The organism is Cobetia sp. 29-18-1, from assembly GCF_029846405.1.
GTDB lineage: Bacteria > Pseudomonadota > Gammaproteobacteria > Pseudomonadales > Halomonadaceae > Cobetia > Cobetia amphilecti.
The window spans coordinates 15,924-34,721 of sequence record NZ_JARWKS010000010.1; the positions used below are offsets into that span (position 1 = coordinate 15,924).

Consider the following 18,798-nt stretch of genomic DNA (forward strand, 5'->3'; position numbering starts at 1 on the left):
TGCCGAGCACGTCTCACGTGCCGAGAACGTCCCACGTGCGAGTACTTGATCGCAGTACCTGATAGCCGGCACTTGATAGCCAATGGACAGGATCTGACATGACCCCAGCCTCTCTTCCCACGCAATTATCTGAATTGACCGCCACTGACGCCCTGACGCTATTTCGCCAGGGTGAGCTCTCCCCTGTCGAGCTGACCCGGGATTGTCTGGAACGTATCGACACGCTCAACCCCAAGATCAATGCTTTCGTGCATATCGCCCATGATGGGGCAATGAAGGCGGCGAAAGACGCCGAAGCCCGCTGGATGAACGGCTCGCCCTGCGGCCCGCTGGACGGTGTACCGACAACACTCAAGGACCTGACGCTGTCCCGGGACATGCCGACCCGGTACGGCTCCGCCACCACATCACCCGACGGGGGGAGTGACGTCGATGCCCCCGTCGCCGCGAGCCTGCGCAAGGCAGGCGCCGTCTTTCTCGGCAAGACAGCCTCACCGGAGTACGGCTGGAAGGGGGTGACGGACAATCCCCTGCATGGCGTAACGCGCAATCCCTGGAATACCGCGCTGACGTCGGGTGGATCCTCAGGCGGGGCTGGAGCAGCGGCCGCGCTGAACCTGGGCATGCTCCATCAAGGAAGTGACGCGGGCGGTTCGATCCGCATTCCCTGCAGCTTTACCGGCACCTTCGGCCTGAAACCCACGTTTGGCTGGATTCCCCAGTGGCCGACCAGTGCCATGTCGACACTCTCACACCTGGGACCGATGACGCGGACGGCGTCCGATAGCGCCCTGATGCTTGCCAGCATGGCAAGACCGGATGCCCGAGACGGATTGCTCGGCAATCCACATGGCATTCATTGGAATGCGCCACTCCCATTGTCTCTTGAAGGATGGAAAATCGCTTACAGCCCGACGCTTGGGTATGTCGACGTTGCACAGGACATACGCCTGCGAGTGGACGAAGCGGTCGCTCTACTCTCGAGACTGGGCGCTGACGTCATCGAGATAGACCCCGGGTTTGCCTGTCCCCTCGATACCTTCAATACCTTGTGGTTCGCGGGTGCCACCCAGGTGGTCGAAAAGATGACCGACAGCCAGCGAGAGCACATGGACCCGGGCTTGCTGGACATTGCAGAGCGAGGAAACAACATTTCCTTGTCGCAATATCTGGCGGCAAGACGAGAGCGGACTGCACTTTGCGCACACATGCAATCCTTCCACGAGCAATGGGATTTGCTTGTCACCCCTACCCTGCCCATTTCACCCTTTGCCGCTGGGCACAACGTCCCACCCGGCAAGAAATACGCTGACTGGATGGACTGGACGCCGTTCAGCTACCCCTTCAACCTGACCCAACAACCCGCGGCATCACTCCCCTGCGGATTGGATGACAATGGACTGCCTGTCGGACTGCATCTGGTGGGAGGAAAGTTCCAGGACATGAAAGTGATGCATGCTGCCATGTTGCTTGAAGAGATGCTTCCTGGACTTGTCTATCCCAAGCCCTAGCCAAAAGAAGTTCCCAGCAAACGACTGTCGTCAATTGCCTATCGGCGACGCCGGTTTTCTTACGAGCTTGGCATGACACAAAGCGTAGATCAGACCCAGGCGGTCATCGCCGAGATCCTGGCCGGTGCCCGACAGGTCAGCGCCGCGATCGATCGCCTCTGAGGCTAGCCTGCGCTATCCATCCGCCAGCCGTTGCATGCCCTTGCATACGACAACGCCCCGCCCACGCTGAGAGATCATCAGCATGAGCGGGGCGTCATATTGCAGCGTGACAGCGGTTCCCGGCGCGCTTCAGCCAGCCACAGAGCCGAGCGTCTTCTCCATCGTCGCGACCACTTCACGGCACAGCGCATCATCGAGTGCGTCGGCGTGCGGCGGTGCGAATCGCTGGGCGTCGTTGTCGAAGTACTGACCATTGGCGCCGGCGAATTCCTCATCCAGTGCCGCACGCACCAGGATATCGGCACCGATGCCCAGGTCCTTGCCCGGAACGCCGAAGCCTTCCTTGACCATCTTGCTGGCCAGCAGAGAGCCCGGGTTGACCGCGATCAGGATCGGCCCCTGGCCTTCCCAGTCCCGTGCGAGCGTGCGGGTCCACATGGTGATCGCGAGCTTGCTCTGGGCATAGGCCGCGTAGTGGTCGTTGAACGCGACCTCTCCGGTCAGCGCCTTCAGGTCCACGGAAGATTGAGCCGCCGAAGACAGGTTGACGACCCGTCCGGCCGGACGCAGTGCCGAAGCCAGTTTCTGGGTGAGCAGATAAGGGGCAAGGGTATTGACCACGAAGCGCAGGTCGAGACCGTCAACCGTCACGACGCTGGGGGCCTGGAAGACACCGGCATTGTTGATCAGGACATCCAGACTGGCGTTGGCCGCCAGCACTTCGCTTGCCAGTGAATCGATGGCGGCCAGGTCGGACAGGTCGGCCACGAAACCGGCGACACGCCCAGCCCCTGCCAGCGCTGCAAGTTCGGCGACGACGCCATTGACCTTCTGCTCGCTGCGCCCGTGAATCAGCACGCGATGGCCGCGCTCCAGCAGGGCCTTGGCCGTGACCAGGCCGATGCCATCGGTAGAACCGGTGATAAGGATGGTTTTCATGCGCTCTCTCCTTGAAATGTCACACGACGCTTGAGACGCGAACGACAGGGTGTGCCGTATGGCCACACCCTGTCGTTCATCTGTGCCAGCGCAGTGTCAAAATGCTGCCGCCTGGATGGCTGGCGGGTCTCGCTAACAGACCTCGGCATCAGACCTCAGCAGCAGGTCTCGGCATCAGACCTCGACGATGACCTTGCCGGTTGCCTTGCCGCTGCCCAGACGAGCGTGGGCCTGGCCCACTTCCTCAAGCGGGAAGACCTGATCATCGATGATCGGCTTGAGCGCGCCGGCATCGGCGATACGCGCCATGTCGGCCAGAATCTCGTGGTGCTGCTGACGACGGAAGTCATGCAGCATCGGGATCAGCATGAAGACGACATGCAGTGACAGGCCCTTGAAGTGCGCGGTGGACAGATCGATTTCCATGAAGGACACGGTCGTCGAGACATGGCCATTGAGCGCGGCAGCCTCGAAGGATGTCGGCAGGTTGGCACCGCCGACGGAGTCGAACACGATGTCGAAGCCCTTGCCGTCGGTGTGCTTGGCCACATAGTCGGCGACCTGCTCATTGCGGTAATTGATGGCACTGGCACCCAGGCCTTCGACCAGCGTCTCGTGCTCATCGCGGCCGACGGTAGAGGCGACGTCGGCACCGAAGTGACGGGCCAGCTGGATGGCGATGTGACCCACACCACCCGCACCACCGTGAACCAGCACCTTCTGACCGGCTTCGATGTTGGCGCGCTTGAGGCCTTCATAGGCCGTGATGCCGACCAGCGGCAGCGCCGCGGCTTCCACCATGCTCAGGGACTTCGGCTTGTGGGCGATCAGGCGGACATCGGCGGCGATATACTCGGCCAGCGTGCCCGGAAGGTCCGCCAGGCCACCAGCACAACCATAGACTTCATCCCCGATGGCGTAGCCTTCGACGCCCTCGCCCACGGCTTCGACGGTACCGGCGAAGTCCATGCCCAGCAGCGCCGGCAGTGCCGGAGACAGCGGCAGCTCAGGGCCCATCTCGCGAATCATGGTGTCGACGGTGTTGATGCTGGTGGCGGCGATGCGCACCAGTACCTGACCTGCCGCCGCTTGGGGCTTGGCGATTTCCGCCGCTTCGAACACCTCGGGACCACCGAATGATTTGACGAGCATCGCTTTCATGAGTCTGTCTCCTGCGTGGATGTGGAGCCAGCATAATTGTCATGGGCCTGAATGATAAACGGCGATAAACTACAATCAGTTTATTGGTTTTATTGAAAGTAATGGATGTGTTGGACGTATTGGGCGTGTTGGATGTATTGGGCGTAGTGGACGTCACGAACATTGCGCCAAGCCGTAGCTGGCGTGCCTCTCGCCATCGGGAGCCACGCACGTCGACGCAAATGAGGACACCCGCATGAATCTTGAGCACCTGAAGCTGTTCGTCCGCCTGGCCGCCGTGAACAGCATCAGTCAGGCCGGCGAGGACCTGGGGCTGTCGCCCGCCGTCGCCAGCTCTCACCTGCGCAAGCTCGAGGACAGTCTGGGGGTGCGCCTGTTGCATCGCACCACGCGTCATGTGGCGCTGAGCGAAGAAGGCCGTGCCTTTCTCCCCCATGCAGAGGAGGTACTGATCAGCGCCGAGGCCGCGCGGGCTGCCGTCGGCATCGGCACGACCTCCCCCAGCGGCACCTTGCGCATCACCGCATCCGCCTCCTTCGGGCGCATGCACCTGGTGCCGGGCCTGGCCGGTTTTCTCGAGCGCTGCCCTGATCTGGAACTGGACCTGCGCCTGACCGACACCATCGTCGATCTGGTCGAGGGCGGCTTTGATATCGCCATCCGCAACTCCGCCCTCAAGGATTCCAGCCTGATCGCGCGGCGCCTGGCACCGGACAAGCGCATTCTGTGCGCCTCGCCGGACTATCTCGCGCGCCATGGCACGCCGACGCACCCCTCGATGCTGCACGAACACGAATGCCTGACCCTGATCGGCATGGACCAGTGGTGCTTTCAGTGCGAGAACGGCGTCGAACCGATTCGCGTCAAGGGGCGTATCCGCACCGACAATGGCGAAGCCGTTCGTGACGCCTGCGCTGCTGGCCTGGGCATCACCCTGTCCTCGACATGGAGCATTTACCGCCACCTGGCCGAAGGCAGCCTGGTAGAGGTGCTGCCCGAGACGCCCTTGATCAGCGAGACCGGCATCTGGGCGGTCTATCCCAGCAACCGCCAGCTGGCCCCCAAGGTGCGCGCCTTCCTGGACTACTTCTCCGAATACTTCGGCAGCCCGCCCTATTGGGATGTCCAACAGGGCTGAGACGCCGGAAAGCCCGTCATCCCGCCGCCAGCACCCAGCGCTGAAGCATCGGCTTGTAGTGAGCGAAGTCCGGCGTCTGCATGCCGGCCACCTTGGCAGCATCATCCAGGCGCCGCACCTTGAGAATGGCCGCAAGCTGGGGCAGCTGGGCAAAGGCCGCGGCCTCGTGCGGCTCCATCGCCCCGCCCTGCAGGGCCAGGCTATCCAGCGAGGCCTGTGACAGACAGGCGCGATAGCTCGGCTCCACCGCGACCAGATAACGCTTGGCCGCCACGTGCTGGCGTACCGGCTCGACGATCTCGGCCGGGAAGAAGCGTGCCAGCCAGTCGGCACCGCTGACCTGATGACGGTTGTCCTGGCCGTTCATCAAGACCTCCGGCGGCAGCGCATTGGCGTAATGCCCCACGTCATGCAGCAAGGCGGCCAGAATCACCGACTCGGATTCCCCCTGCTGCTCGGCCAGATGCGCCGCCTGCAACATGTGCTCGGCCATGGTCACGTCCTCGCCCAGATAGGAGTCCGCACCGTGCAGGGCGAAGATGTCCTCGATCAGGCCAACGATGCCCTCGGCGTTGGCAGGCTGCGTGATCATCGGGCGTTCTCCAGCAGGTTGAGGGTGGAATACAGGCTGTCGAGATCGGCGTAGGCGCCCTGCAGATGACGATTGCCACCGGCCACGAAGGCGGTACGGGCATGCATCACGCGACTGTTGTCGAACAGCAGGCAGTCCCCCGGGGCAAGGCGCAGGCGCGTGGCCTGCTCCGGCTGACCGATCACGCGCGCCCAGTCGTGATAGGCACGATAGAAGGCGCGTTGCGCCTCAAGCGGCAGCGGCAGCGAGGCGATGGAGCGGTTGTTGTAACGCACCTGGCGGATGTTGCCCTTGTGGTCGGTCTCGATGAACGGCACCCAGCTTCTGAGATCGGCATGGTCCGCGTCATGGAAGCGGAACGGCACCCGCGTGCGCGTCAGCAGCGCGAAACTCTCCGGCGCCAGTTCGCGCAGGCGCTCGGCGGCGGCGAAGCCATCCACCAGCAGGGTCTGGCCGCCTTCCACCTCGTTGCTCAGGCAATGCAGCAGCTGGATGCTCGGCGCCGGATCACGATAGGGATTGTCGGTATGCGCCCCGAGTCCGAGATTGCTGAAGGCGAGATTGCTCGGCGAGACCTCGGTGCGGACATCGAACAGCTTGCCGTAATTGGTTTCGCGCACATACCCGAACTGCTCGATCACCTCGAGCACCTTGCCCGGCTCGACAGGCACGCCACGCAGGCACACCACCCCGGTGTCACGGACCCAGGCCAGTGCCTTGCGACGTGCCTCTCCCCCGGCGATGACATCGGCCCACTCGACCCGGGCGACCGAGAACTCGCTGCCCTGCCACAGCGTCTTGTGCGCACTGCTGCGCTCATCGGGGAAGCCGGTGCTCAAGGCGGCCAGCTCATCGACGCCGTAGCGAATCTCGCGTGCATTGCTCAGTGTCACTCGCAGGACGTCGCCCTGTTCAAGCGCCGCCTCGCTGATGGCGGCGTCCCAGTCGAGGTCGAGCACACTGTCCAGACGCTGGCCATTGGCATGGCGACGGGCGGGGTCATGGTCTTGCAGCCACAGCACATGCTGGGCAAGGGTCTGGCCATCATCCAGAGTCAGGTGAAGCTGTTCGGCGTCAAACGCGAGGCGAGGCATGCAGAGTCTTCCTGTCTGTCGAGTGCGATCACAAGCCGCAAGGCACGGCATGACGAACGGGTGTGGCTGGCGCTCATGTCAAACGAGCGATTCGCCAGTGGATGCCCGCCATGCTAGTGAACGCAGACCCGTGACCATAGCGAGACTTTCTGGCGGCGAGCCTTAGTTTTTATGCGCGCAGACTGTCACGTCATCGTCATGCACGGCTGCAAGAATGAGCGCCCGGCCGCGTGCCGCGGCAGGATCTGCAGTCATGGCTTCAGCACCAGCCGCCGATGCGGCGACTGGCTCAGTCAAGCTGGAGTTCTGCATGTCGCGTCCTGCCTATCACCCTTCCCAGCGCCTCGCTCAGCGCCTTCCCCCCTTCAATGCCCTGACCGCCTTCGAGGCCACCGCACGCCTCGGCAGCCTGACCCGCGCCGCCGCCGAACTGTGCATTACCCAGGGTGCCGTCAGTCAGCGCGTCAAGCAGCTGGAAGACTTCCTCGCGGTCAGCCTGTTCGTGCGCCGCGGCAATCGCATCGAGCTGACCGATGAGGCGCATGCCTATCTGCCGCTGGTCAGTGGCGTGTTCGAGACCCTCAAGCGCGGTACCGCCACCCTCTTCCAGCACAATGAGCAGCAGAGCCTGACACTGCGCTCCAATCACAGCTTCGTCGAATACTGGCTGATCCCCAGACTCAAGGACTTCCAGCGCCTGCATCCGAACATCCAGGTCACGGTACTGCCGCACAACCAGGTACTCCCGGATGAGCAGCCCGACGTCGATATCGAGATCATCAATGGCTACGGCGGCTGGTGCGGGCGCGAGTACGAGAAACTGGCCGATGAGCAGTGGATCGTCGTGGCAAGCCCCACCTTCCTGCACCACTCCCTCGCCCCCAATGCCTCGCCCGCGAGCCCACTCGACGAGCTGGCCCGCGCGCCCAGAATCGAGTGCATCGGCTACCGCGAAAGCTGGCTGGACTGGTTCCGCCTGCAGAAGTTTCGCGGCCACATCCCGCCGGCCAGCCTCAAGTTCGGCAATGCCAGTCTGGCGATTGCCGCGGCACTCGAGGGGCATGGCTTCCTGCTCGTCCGCCAGTCCTTCGTGATGGACCTGATCAAGAACGGACGCCTACAACTGGCGCACGCCTTGCGCATGCCCAGCGCCAGCAGCCAGTACCTGCTGGTGTCTCCAGAACGCCGCCATGCCCCGGCGGTCAACGATTTCTGTGCCTGGTTGCGCAGCACCATGCACACCTCTCAGGCCAATCCTGTCACCAGCGAGATGCCCTCTCAGCCCCGCTAGCACGGGAAGGAAGACGCGAGCCTCAGAATTTCTAAGGCACAGTCGCAGTTTTTGTTGCGGCCAACGGCCGGCATCTGTCACGGAAACGTCATCATCTGCGCCAAAGATGACGCCTCAAGACGACAGCGTTGACGCAGTTCGACCGTCCCGGCGGGCTGCGCCACGAGCCATCCAACGGCCTGCCTGTCGGCCTGACCCGGTCTTGCGGAACCTGCTTGCTGTCACTGATGACCGTACCTGACCACCGTCCCTGACTACCGTCCCTGACCGTTGCCCTTGCCTGGAGCCTGACATGAAGAAGCCCTTGATCGCCGCCATCGGCCTTGCCGCCTTCGCCCAACTGGCCGTCCCCCAGCTGGCCCATGCCGAAACACTGCGCACCCCGCATTGGGTCGAGTTCAGTGGCAAGGAGTCGCTGGACCCCATCTCCCCGACGCGCTTCTACTCGGCCAACCAGCTGATCTACAGCCGCCTGGTCCGTCAGGGCAGCAAGGGCGAGCCGGTGTCGGACCTGGCCTCCGAGTGGCAGGCCAATCCCGCTGCCGATGAGTGGACCTTCACGCTGCGTGACGGGGTCAGCTTCCACAACGGCAAGGCGCTGAGCGCGGATGACGTCATCTACAGCTTCACGCGTCTGCTCGACCCCGAGCGCGATGCTCCGGCACGTGCCGCGCTGTCAGTCATCGAGGACGTCAGCGTCAATGAGACCGGCCAGATCGTGTTCCGCCTCAGCCAGTCCCATGCTGACCTGCCGATTCTGCTGATGGATTACCGCGCCAAGATCGTGCCGGTCGGCTTTGATGACGACACCTCACTGCAGGGCATCGGCACCGGCCCCTTCAAGCTGGTCGAATTCGATCCGCAGGGCACCACTACCTTCGAAGCCTTCGCTGACTACTGGGAAGGCGCACCGAAGCTGGATGGCATGGACCTGATCGGCATTCCCGATGACAACGCCCGCACCCAGGCATTGCTGGCCGGCCAGATTGACTGGTCGGGCTGGAATGGCGTCAACGCCCAGCAGCTGCGCCTGTTCTCCAGCAACCCGGCCTACCACTACGACTCCATCGCCACCGGCGACTGGCGTGGCATGGTGTTCCGCGCCGACGACGAGGTCTTCCAGGATGTGCGCGTGCGCCGTGCGCTGCGTCTGGTGGCCGACCGTGAAGAGATGGTCAACCTGCTGTTCGGCAAGGGCGGTGCCACCATTACCTGTGACAACCCGGTCTGGAATGGCGATCAGTACAAGCTGGCGCAGCAATGCCCGCAGGACCTCGACACCGCTCGCAGCCTGCTGAGCGACGCGGGGTATGCCGATGGACTGGAGATCGACGTCTACACCAGCGGCGTCGACAACTATTTCCGCCCGATGACGGAGCTCTACCAGCGTCAGGCAGCCGAGGCCGGCATCACCGTCAACGTGCACAACGTGCCCGCGGCGGATTACTGGAACACCGCCTGGATGAAGAAGCCGGCCTTCACCGCGGCCTGGGGCCAGCGCCCCACCGATCAGGTGCTCAACGAGATCTTCCAGAGCGAGGCCAACTGGAACGAGTCGGCCTACAAGAACCCTGAATTCGATGCCCTACTCGCCAAGGCACGCGCCACCCTGGATGACGAAGCACGCACCGAGCTCTATCACCAGGCCCAGGCGCTGCTGACCGAGACCGGCGCGACACTGATTCCCTTCCACCTCAACAACAACCGCGTCATGAAGCGTGAGGTGCATATCCCGGCAGTCGAACACTTCGCCATTCGCTGGCACCAGGTCGACAAGCAGGGAGAGAGCTGATGTCCCGCCCTAGCCTGATCCTGATCCTGATGGACGGCATCAGCAGTCAGCGCTTCGCCGAGACGCGGGCGCGCCTGCCGCATCTCGATGCCCTGGCCAGAGACGGCTTGCTGATCGAGCGCCTGGGTGCCGATACCAATGCCAATTCGATGCCCGCGCGAGCGGGCATCCTGACCGGGCAACCGGCTCAGGTGCACGGCATCTACTCAAACGGTATCTATTCCAACGGCATCCATTGCCCCGGTGCTGAGACGGATAGCGACAGTCACGCCTCAGACGCCGGCGCCACTGCAGGGCATTTTCGCCCTGCAATGGTCGAGGACCTGCGTGGCGAGACCTTGCTCGAGGCCGCGCGCGCGGCAGGACTGCGGGTGGCCAGCCTCGGCTTCGGGCTGGCCCGCCCCGAGAGCTGTGACTGGTATCTGTCGCCCTGGTGGGAGGAAGGCGACCTGCGCGCCAAGGGCATGACCGCGCCGCGTCTGAATCACTGGGACGCCCGCAATGACGCCCTGATGCGCGCGATGAGCAATGACCAGCAACTGCTCAACGAGGCGCTGTCGCTGATCGAGCGCGAAACGCCAGAGCTGGTGCTGCTCGAACTCAACACCCCCGATTACTGCCTGCATGTGCATGGCAATGATGACGCCCTGGTCGATGGGGCCCTGATGATGGTCGATGCCCAGCTCGGCAGCCTGCTGGCCGGCCTTGAGGCCATCAACAAGCGCGAGGCCTATCACCTGTGTGTCTTCAGTGATCATGGTCATGCCCCGGTCCAGCAGGCGCTGGTGGCAGACCGCCTTCTACCGGATGTCGCGCTGCAATGTGATGGTGGCCTGTTGATGGTGGCCTGTGACGATGACGAACGCCAACGCGAGCAGGCCGCGCGCCTGGCCGAGTTCGGCGTCACGCCGCTCGCGGCATCCGACTTCCTGCCCCCGGATGTGAAGCATATCCAGCTCTATCAGGCGCCGCTGGGCATGAGCTTCGAACCCGCCTGCAAGCATGCCCATCACGCAGAGCTGGTGGCGGCGCCCGGTTATGTCTCCACACACGGTTTCGGCCCCGGCGCCACGTCGGACCAGCGCTTCGCCATTCTGCACGGCCCGTCAATCACTGCGGGCGAGCGCCTTGAGCTAGAGTCACTGGCCCTCCACCCGCGCCTGCGTCAGGTGCTGGGCCTGCCGCCCCTCGGTGAGGCTTCGACGCCACTGCGGGCACGCGATCTTCAAGAGGTGAACTGAGATGTGGGCAATGCTGTTGCAGCGCTGCCTGTATGGCGGCTTCACGCTGGTCTTCGTGGCCTGCGTGGTGTTCTGGGTGATCGAGATGCTGCCGGGCGACTTCTGCGTCAACTATCTGGGACGCAGCATGACACCGATCAATCTCGCCCAATGTCGCGCCGAGCTTGGCTTGGACACGCCGGTGACGACGCGCTTCGTCAGCTGGTGGGGGCAGTTGCTGAGTGGTGATTTCGGCACCTCGCTGACCAGTCGTGCACCGGTCAGCGATACCTTGATGCCACGTCTGGCCAACACCTTGCTGCTGGGCGGCATCGCGACGGTGATAGCCATTCCGCTGGCCATCCTGCTGGGGCTGATCGCGGCGCTCAAGCGCGATAGCTGGATCGACTCCAGCCTCTCCAGCCTGGTGCTGATCGCCATGACGGTGCCGGAATTCATCAGCGCCACCCTGCTGACCCTGGCCTTCGCCATCTGGCTGCCGTGGTTTCCTGCCATCACCGTGGCCGGTGCCAATGAGAGCCTGTGGAGCCTGCTGCCCGGTGTCTGGCTGCCCGCCATCACGCTGGCGCTGGTGGCCATGGCACACATGATGCGCATGACCCGCTCCAACACCATCAGCGTGATGGACAGCGACTTCATGAACATGGCGCGTATCCGCCAGCTGCCGCGCTGGCGTCTGGTGATCCGCCATCTGGCGCCGGCCGCCCTGCTGCCGACCATCAGTCTGGCCGCCATGACCATCGCCTGGCTGCTGGGCGGCGTGGTGATCGTCGAACAGGTCTTCAACTATCCGGGGCTGGGGCGCCTGATGATCTCGGCCATCAATGACCGCGACATGCCGGTGGTGCAGGCCTGCGCGCTGGTGCTCTCCGTCACCTATGTGCTGTGCAATCTGGTCGCCGACATGCTGGTCATCGTGCTCAATCCCAAACTCAAGACAGCCTGAGTCACTCATGAACGCTACTTCCTCGACGACCGCACGCGGCCCGCGACTGGCCCTGCCGGGTCAACACACCCTGGCGCTGCTGTGGGCCAATCGCCAGGGCCGCCTGGGCCTGGTGCTGATCGGCCTGCATCTTCTGCTGGCCGTCGCTGGCCGCTGGCTGGCGCCCCATGACATTTCCGCGGGTGACAGTCTCGCCTCACTGCTGCCCCCCAGTGCCGAACATTGGCTGGGCACCGACCAGCTCGGCCGCGATGTCCTCAGCCGTACCCTGGCCGGGGGCCGCGAGGCCATCTACACCTCTCTTCCGGCCGCCGTGCTGGCCGTGGTATGGGGCAGCGCCTGCGGCATGCTGTTGGCCATCATCGGCGGGCGGGTCGAGAACATCGCCATGCGTCTGGTGGACGCCCTGCTGTCGATTCCCTGGCTACTGTTCCTCTTGCTGGTCATCGGCGTGATGGGCCCCGGCCCGCTGGTCTTCATCCTGACCCTGGGCATCTTCTATGGCGTGGCGGTGGTGCGCGTGATGGTCACGGCGTGCCGCGAAGTGCTGTGCCTTGACTATATACAGGCCGCACGGCTGCGTGGCGACAGCCTGATGCGCCTGCTGTGGCGCGAGATCAAACCCAACGTGCTCGACACCATCCTCGTCGAGCTGGCGATGCGCTGGTCCTGGGCATTGCTGGCCTTCAGCTCGCTGTCGTTTCTCGGCTTCGGCGTCTCCCCGCCGACCCCGGACTGGGGACTGATGGTCGCCGATGGCCGCGGCTTCATGTCGTTTGCGCCCTGGGCCGTGCTGCCGCCCATCGTGGCGCTATCCAGCCTGATCATCGCCATCAATCTGGTCGCCGACACCCTGGCCAAGACACTGGGCATCGACCGAGCGGGGCGCCCCGAATGATTCCGAACTCCAAAGGTGACGCCATGACGGACAACGCCGTGATCCGCGTTCGCGATCTCAACATCGGCTTTCATGATCGCCAGCAGACCTGGCGACCCGTGCTGCGCGGTATCGATCTGAGCCTGGGCCAGGGCGAGATTCTGGGTCTGGTGGGCGAGTCCGGCAGCGGCAAGAGCACCTTGGCCACGGCCATGCTGGGCCTGTTGCGTCGGGGAAGCCTGGTGCGCACCGGCGAGGTGAGTGTCGCCTCACCTGCGCCCGCCTCTACCTCTGCCACTGCCTCTACCTCGATCTCTAGCAGTCATGACCCTCTTCACGACGAGCACCGCCAGCTGAGCTTTCATCATCAACCGGGGCGCTGGCTGGGCGAACTCAGGCTCGGGCTGGTGTCCCAGCATGCCGAAAAGGCCATGACGCCTCACCTCACGCTCGGCAGCCTGCTGTGCGAGACGCTGCTGTCACAGGGCGTGAAAGGCAAGGCGGAACGCGAACAGCAGGCCGTGGCATGGCTGCGACGCGTCCACCTCCCTCACCCCGAAGTACTGATGCAGCGCTATCCGCACCAGCTCTCCGGCGGACAGCAGCAACGCGCCAGTCTGGCGCTGGCCCTGGCGCAACGCCCACGAGTGCTGGTAATGGATGAGCCGACCACCGGCCTGGATGCCAGCACCCAGAATGAGATTCTGGCGCTGTTGGCCTCGCTGCGCGCTGAGCTGGGCATGAGCATCGTCTTCGTCAGTCATGATCTGGGCGCGGTATCTCACCTGTGTGACCGCGTCGCGGTGATGTACGCCGGTCAGCTGGTGGAGGTCGCCGCGACTCGCGACTTCCTGAACGGCCCGCGCCACCCCTATGGTCACGCGCTGCTGGCCGCGACTCCGGGCAGTCAGTGCTATCGACCTGACGCCGCGCTGGAAGGCACGCCGCCCCTGGTGGGAAGCACCATCAAGGGCTGTGCCTTCGCACCGCGCTGTCCGCGCGCCAGTGAGACGTGCCGTGACAGCGTGCCGAGCTGGCAAGGGCGCTACGCCTGCCATCATGCGCTGGAGGGTCATGAATCAGTGGGCAGAGCGCATGCGGAGAGCGGAGAAAGTGCGAAAAGTGCGGAAAGTAACGCAGCAACCGATGAGCGGGCCGATCGCGTAAAGAACGACTCGCAGCCAGCCACGTCGCTGGACATCGCGCCGCTGCTGGCCGTGGAGTCGCTGAACCTGTGCTATCGCATGCCCAGCTGGCTGGCGCGCCTGCGCGGTGAAACGCCGGCGCTCACCGTCAGCGATGTGGCATTCTCGCTCCAGCAAGGCGAGACGCTGGCCTTGATCGGCGAATCCGGCAGCGGCAAGACCTCGATCCTCAAGGCGCTGGCCGGCCTGCTCTCCCCCGTCTCCGGACAGCTCAGTCTGCGTCAGGAGTCCTTGGCGGGATTGGTCGCCGAGCGGCGTCCGGTGCAGCGTCAGAAGATCCAGTACATCTTCCAGCATGCCAGCACGGCGCTGAATCCTCGTCTGACCGTGTTCGAATCCCTCGCACCGGTGCTGTCTCGCTGGTTCGATCTCAAGGGCGATGGCGCCCGCCAGCGTGCCCAGTCGCTGTTGGAAGAAGTTCGCCTGCCCGCGCTCTATCTCGACCGTCTGCCCAGCCAGCTGTCGGGGGGCGAGCAGCAGCGCGTCGCCATCGCCCGCGCGCTGGCCGCCGAGCCCGACATCCTGCTGTGTGACGAGATCACCTCGGCACTGGATGTCTCGGTTCAGGCCGCCATCATTCGCCTGCTGCAACGCCTCAAGCGTGAGCGCGGCCTGAGCCTGGTCTTCGTCACCCATGACCTGGGGCTGGTCAGTCATTTCGCGGACCGCGTACTGGTGCTGCGCAATGGCCGCACCGAGCATCTGGGAGATGTCGCAAGCCTCGCCACAGGGGACCTGCCGCCCTATGTGCAAACTCTGATGGAGGCCAAGCTGGTCGCGGCATGACCCGGCTTTCTGTCCCGGCTGCCTGTCCCAGCTGCCTGTCCCGGCTGCCTGTCCCTGCTGCGGATCATCGCTGCTGATTACCTTCATGCAACGAAAAAAGCCCACCAATGGCGGGCAGGGAATGTCGGGACAGGACATTCAGGACAGGAAAGCGTTTGAGCAAGGGCTCTGCAGTTGACGACGAGTGCGCATTTCCATACTGGCTTCCACTCAGCCAAAACACTTGCTCAAGCGTTCTTCTCTCTCACGTATTCTTCTCTGGGACACTGACCATCATGACGCGACACGATGGTCAGTGGGTCCATTCAGCAACTGACAGGGGCAAGTCGATGGCATATCGGCATCCTTGGCTGTCTTGCAGAGTCGGAGGATGTTCATCCGCCGACGAGAGATCATGCGCTTTCGTTCAAGGCATGCTCGACGCGTGTAGCAGAGACACTCTTGCCAGCATCGTTGACGTAATCAGCCGAATCGCTGGCCAGTGCACGGGTGGTGCCCTGGATGCCGGCGTTGCTGATGGACTTCTGGACGCGGCTGGCAGCGACACTCATGCCGGTTTCCACGGCGTCATCGTGATGCAGCGCGGCTTGCTGAGTCACCGGCTGTGCCTGGCCCATGATCACGCTATCACTGAGGGTGGCACGGACGCGGGCATCGGCTTCGCTGTCATTGGCAGAGGCCACGCCAGTGGCGGCAACGGACAATGCGGCAATGGCAAATAGAGACTTGAGGGATTGCATGGGGTTCTCCTGTCGAAAAAGGTCATGTCAGTGCAGACACCTGGCCTGCAAGCGCCTGACGTAGACGTCGGGCGTCTCAGACGTTGACGTCGCTCACGGTGTGACGAACACGGGTGCCGGCGACGCTATCGCCAGAATCATTGGCGACATCGAATTCCTGCAGATGGATGGAGCGATCATGGCCACGGATCTCGTCGTCACCGGATGCCACCTGGAAACGGCCAGCAGCGGTGCTCATGCCGGTTTCCGCGAAGGTCGCCTGGGCGGTCGGAGCTTGCTGGGCAGAGCCATGGATGACGCTATCACTGACGTTGTGCTGGACGCGCTTGGCAGCCGGGCTATCGTCGGCGGCGAAGGACGCAGTGCTGACGGTGGCGAGTGCGGCAGCGGCGATCAGAGTCTTGAGAGTGTTCATGGTGTATCTCCTCGATAAAAAGCAAAGCGATGATCAGACCCGGCAATCCAGGTCAGGCTTGACGATGGTTCAGACGTTGCTGTCATTCAGGGCGTGCTGGACGCGAGTCGCTGCGACACTCTTGCCGGCATCGTTATCGAATGCCTGGCTGGCAGTGGCCACGGTGTGCGACTGACCATGGATGCGATCGGCACTGATGGACTGCTGAATGCGACCTGCCGCGACGCTCATGCCGGTTTCCGCGAAGCTGGCTTGCTGGGTAGCGGCTGACTGAGCGGTGCCGACGACGACGTCCTGGCTGATGGACTGCTGGACACGCTGGGCGGCCGGGCTGTCATCCGCGGCGAAGGTGGCGGTGCTGACGGTAGCGAGAGCGGCGGCGGCGATCAGAGTCTTGATGGTTTTCATGATGAATCTCCTCGATGAACAAAGTGGTCAGTGGGCGTGAGTGCCCGGGCAAGACGGCTGAATGGCTCAGACGTTGCTGTCGCTCAGGGCGTGCTGAACGCGGGTAGCAGCGACACTCTTGCCGGCGTCATTGTCGAAGGCCTGCTCGCGGCTGACGGTGGCAACACCCTTGCCTTCGATGGCGGACTGATTGAGGGCAGTCTCGACACGACCTGCGGCAACGCTCATGCCGGTATCGGCGAAGGTGGCCTGGGCAGTCGGTGCCTGCTGGGCAGTGCCGACGACGACGTCCTGGCTGACGGACTGCTGAACACGCTGTGCGGCCGGGCTGTCATCCGCTGCGAAGGAGGCAGTGCTCACGGTAGCGAGAGCGGCGGCGGCGATCAGAGTCTTGAGGTTCAGAGTTTTCATGATGATTTTCCTTTGCTTGTCCTGGGCGATGTTGCCCTTGTGATGTCGTGTGCAGTCTCGGCTGCACCCGTCTAACTTGTTAACAGACTAATGATTATTGCGCTATCACACTAGCCGTGTCGCTGGCAGCTCACTGTTTCCATCAAAGAACCAGATTGCGATGCCTTGTCATTGCCTCGGTACCCGCAAGTGATGAAGCCCCTCACCACGCAAAACCCTTGCAAGCTTTTTGCATCACTTCTGTACAACCATGAAGGTGCATGTCGCCAGTGATCGAATGTCGATCAGTCACTCAGGTCTGCTCCGGTACTGCTGCCTGACACTTCAACTTTGGTCGCGATCATGAGGAAGGCATTCGTCAGCAGTATGTCTTTCTACCCTGCTGAAACCCTCACCGTTGTGCTTGTAGAGTCTTACGCTTGCGCCAACGGGTTGGATGCATGCCATCTTCAAAAAAGTGGAAGGCGTCTTGACAGGCGCCAGCCATCGACCGAATCCAGACTGACGTTTCGTGCAATGTGGAATGAGCGCATTGTGGACGAAACCCGCCACGCGAGATATCCCTCCACTGGAACAGCATTGATTCCAATCACGAACCAATGCGCCACTCACCTGACCAGCTGGGCAGACACTCATCTACGACTTTGGTAATAAGCATAGTATTATCAACCGCTTACGAAGCCCGTGGACGCCCTCTCAAGTCACCTGTTTCAAGCGCTCCCTGCGCCTCTGCGCTCCCCTTGCATCGCGACGAACGATGAAAATTGTTGTCCAGACACGAAAACGCGGAGCCATTGGAAGATGGCTCCGCGTTTTTTCATGCTGCTGCACCGCGCCTCAATAGCCCGGGTATTTCTCCCAGGCCCACTTTTCATCCTTGCCACCACCCTCGGTATAGAGCTCCCAGCGGGGGCAGTCGTGCAGGTCTTTGGCGATCTCGCCGATCACATCACGCAGTTCAAGGGGCGCCAGCCAGTCCCTCGGTATCGCCTCCTCGCCCCATTGCGCCCCGAGCAGATTGCCCGTGATGGCCCCGGTGGAATCCGAATCTCCGTCGTGATTGACCGCGAGCTGAATCGCAGAGCGGAAATCCCGGGCAGTGAGCGCGCAGTAGACAGCGATTGCCAAGGCTTCTTCCGCGATCCATCCCAGTCCCAGCAATACCACTGCGGCCGGTGCCGACGTCTCGGACTCGGCCAGGGCGCGGGCTTGCTCCAGGGTCTGCAGGGTGTCATCACAGCCCGGCTTGCGCTCGAGAATACACAGGGCATGCGCGAGTGCCTTCACCATCGAATCCCCCGCCACCAGACACTGGATCATCACCGCCAGCACGCCGCCGGTCAGCTGGCCGGTCACGTGCCCATGGGTCAGCGCACAGACCTCTTCTCCGAGTTCGAAGCACATCTCATGGGAGGCTCCCATCGCATGCGCGAACAAGCCGACAGGTGCCACACGCATCACCCCACCACAACCCTTGCTGTCGTTCTGCGCCTTGTCACCGTAGGCACGCATCTGCTTGAGCGCTGACAGGCATGTCATGCCCGGGGCGCGCCGCGAATGGAGCTCGCGTTGCTTGATCAGCCAGCCACTGTCCAACCATTCCTGCTCGGTCTCCTGCCGCGAGCGTTCGCCCTGGGTGTAAAGCCAGCGCTCGTAGGCGCTGCTGACCAGACCACTTTGCGTCGTGATGCCTCTCAAGCAGCCACGCACATGACTGCGCAGCAGGCCCTCGGCAGTAAACAGCGTCATCTGCGTATCATCGGTAATCCGCCCCAGCCCACCATAGGCCGGCGCATAGTCGGCTATTCCATCACTGCCGAAGCGCGCCTGGATCTCCTCGTGCGACAGGAATTCCACCGCCGCCCCCAGGGCGTCACCCACCGCACCACCCAACAGGCAACCACGAAACCGCGATGTCATCTCAAGCGTCATGTGCCTCTCCCCTGCGTGACCTTCAGGTGGCGTCAGCCACCCTCAATACGTCTTACGCTATCAGCATCTGCGCATTTGCTGAAAAGCAGGCTCAACCAGTGGTGCACATATTCAGGCAGAACTGGATGGGCGCTCAGTATCGGCAGGCGTGAGGTTG

At 63.1% G+C, this 18,798-nt stretch carries 17 protein-coding genes; 8 read left to right on the forward strand and 9 right to left on the reverse strand.

Translation table 11 applies throughout. The features are described 5' to 3' along the window. Positions 1–98 precede the first annotated feature (98 nt). Complete coding sequence (locus tag QD208_RS09610) at positions 99–1,511, forward strand: amidase (protein WP_279836661.1); 1,413 nt, start codon at positions 99–101, stop codon at positions 1,509–1,511. A 291-nt stretch (positions 1,512–1,802) separates the two neighbouring features. On the opposite strand, the gene QD208_RS09615 is transcribed toward QD208_RS09610, so the two are convergent. Together QD208_RS09615 and QD208_RS09620 are read right to left on the reverse strand one after the other, a co-directional pair. Continuing rightward, entirely contained in the window at positions 1,803–2,612 is an 810-nt protein-coding gene (locus QD208_RS09615) for an SDR family NAD(P)-dependent oxidoreductase (protein ID WP_279836662.1), read from the reverse strand. A 174-nt stretch (positions 2,613–2,786) separates the two neighbouring features. Continuing rightward, positions 2,787–3,773, reverse strand: a complete 987-nt coding sequence (locus QD208_RS09620; protein WP_192838062.1) for a zinc-dependent alcohol dehydrogenase family protein — start codon at positions 3,771–3,773, stop codon at positions 2,787–2,789. Between the two features lie 235 nt (positions 3,774–4,008). Here QD208_RS09620 and QD208_RS09625 point away from each other — a divergent pair, with 235 nt between their 5' ends. Continuing rightward, positions 4,009–4,911 (forward strand): LysR family transcriptional regulator, encoded by a 903-nt coding sequence (locus tag QD208_RS09625; RefSeq protein WP_043332286.1) that lies wholly within the window; start codon positions 4,009–4,011, stop codon positions 4,909–4,911. Positions 4,912–4,927: 16 nt separating this feature from the next. Here the strand turns inward: QD208_RS09625 and QD208_RS09630 are convergent, their stop codons facing one another. Next, positions 4,928–5,503: an HD domain-containing protein gene (locus QD208_RS09630; RefSeq protein ID WP_279836664.1), complete on the reverse strand. Its 576-nt coding sequence runs from the start codon at positions 5,501–5,503 to the stop codon at positions 4,928–4,930. After that, positions 5,500–6,597 (reverse strand): TauD/TfdA family dioxygenase, encoded by a 1,098-nt coding sequence (locus QD208_RS09635; RefSeq protein WP_279836666.1) that lies wholly within the window; start codon positions 6,595–6,597, stop codon positions 5,500–5,502. Before QD208_RS09635 ends, QD208_RS09630 begins: the two co-directional genes overlap by 4 nt. Before the next feature lie 310 nt (positions 6,598–6,907). Between QD208_RS09635 and QD208_RS09640 the strand changes: the two genes are divergently transcribed. The 6 genes from QD208_RS09640 (at position 6,908) to QD208_RS09665 (ending at position 14,735) form a co-directional block, all read left to right on the forward strand. After that, complete coding sequence (locus QD208_RS09640; protein WP_279836668.1) at positions 6,908–7,888, forward strand: LysR substrate-binding domain-containing protein; 981 nt, start codon at positions 6,908–6,910, stop codon at positions 7,886–7,888. Positions 7,889–8,180: 292 nt separating this feature from the next. Then, complete coding sequence (locus QD208_RS09645) at positions 8,181–9,680, forward strand: ABC transporter substrate-binding protein (RefSeq protein WP_279836669.1); 1,500 nt, start codon at positions 8,181–8,183, stop codon at positions 9,678–9,680. Continuing rightward, entirely contained in the window at positions 9,680–10,921 is a 1,242-nt protein-coding gene (locus tag QD208_RS09650) for an alkaline phosphatase family protein (RefSeq protein WP_279836670.1), read from the forward strand. Before QD208_RS09645 ends, QD208_RS09650 begins: the two co-directional genes overlap by 1 nt. Before the next feature lies 1 nt (position 10,922). Further along, complete coding sequence (locus QD208_RS09655) at positions 10,923–11,867, forward strand: ABC transporter permease (RefSeq protein WP_279836671.1); 945 nt, start codon at positions 10,923–10,925, stop codon at positions 11,865–11,867. Between the two features lie 7 nt (positions 11,868–11,874). Beyond that, positions 11,875–12,765 carry an ABC transporter permease gene (locus QD208_RS09660; protein WP_279836672.1) on the forward strand — a complete coding sequence of 297 codons (891 nt, stop codon included), beginning with the start codon at positions 11,875–11,877 and terminating at the stop codon, positions 12,763–12,765. 23 nt (positions 12,766–12,788) lie between these two features. Then, positions 12,789–14,735: an ABC transporter ATP-binding protein gene (locus QD208_RS09665; RefSeq protein ID WP_279836674.1), complete on the forward strand. Its 1,947-nt coding sequence runs from the start codon at positions 12,789–12,791 to the stop codon at positions 14,733–14,735. Between the two features lie 392 nt (positions 14,736–15,127). Here QD208_RS09665 and QD208_RS09670 read toward each other — a convergent pair whose 3' ends face one another. The 5 genes from QD208_RS09670 to QD208_RS09690 all read right to left on the reverse strand — a co-directional run bounded on the left by QD208_RS09670 (position 15,128) and on the right by QD208_RS09690 (position 18,641). Continuing rightward, positions 15,128–15,475 (reverse strand): hypothetical protein, encoded by a 348-nt coding sequence (locus QD208_RS09670; protein ID WP_279836675.1) that lies wholly within the window; start codon positions 15,473–15,475, stop codon positions 15,128–15,130. Positions 15,476–15,551: 76 nt separating this feature from the next. Beyond that, the gene (locus tag QD208_RS09675; RefSeq protein ID WP_175090547.1) at positions 15,552–15,890 is read right to left on the reverse strand and encodes a hypothetical protein; all 339 of its coding nucleotides are present in this window, start codon (positions 15,888–15,890) and stop codon (positions 15,552–15,554) included. A 69-nt stretch (positions 15,891–15,959) separates the two neighbouring features. After that, positions 15,960–16,298: a hypothetical protein gene (locus tag QD208_RS09680; protein ID WP_054555881.1), complete on the reverse strand. Its 339-nt coding sequence runs from the start codon at positions 16,296–16,298 to the stop codon at positions 15,960–15,962. Positions 16,299–16,364: 66 nt separating this feature from the next. After that, positions 16,365–16,709, reverse strand: coding sequence for a hypothetical protein (locus QD208_RS09685; RefSeq protein WP_043334022.1), 345 nt, complete (start codon positions 16,707–16,709; stop codon positions 16,365–16,367). A gap of 837 nt (positions 16,710–17,546) precedes the next feature. After that, the gene (locus QD208_RS09690; RefSeq protein ID WP_279836676.1) at positions 17,547–18,641 is read right to left on the reverse strand and encodes an ADP-ribosylglycohydrolase family protein; all 1,095 of its coding nucleotides are present in this window, start codon (positions 18,639–18,641) and stop codon (positions 17,547–17,549) included. Between the last annotated feature and the right edge of the window lie 157 nt (positions 18,642–18,798).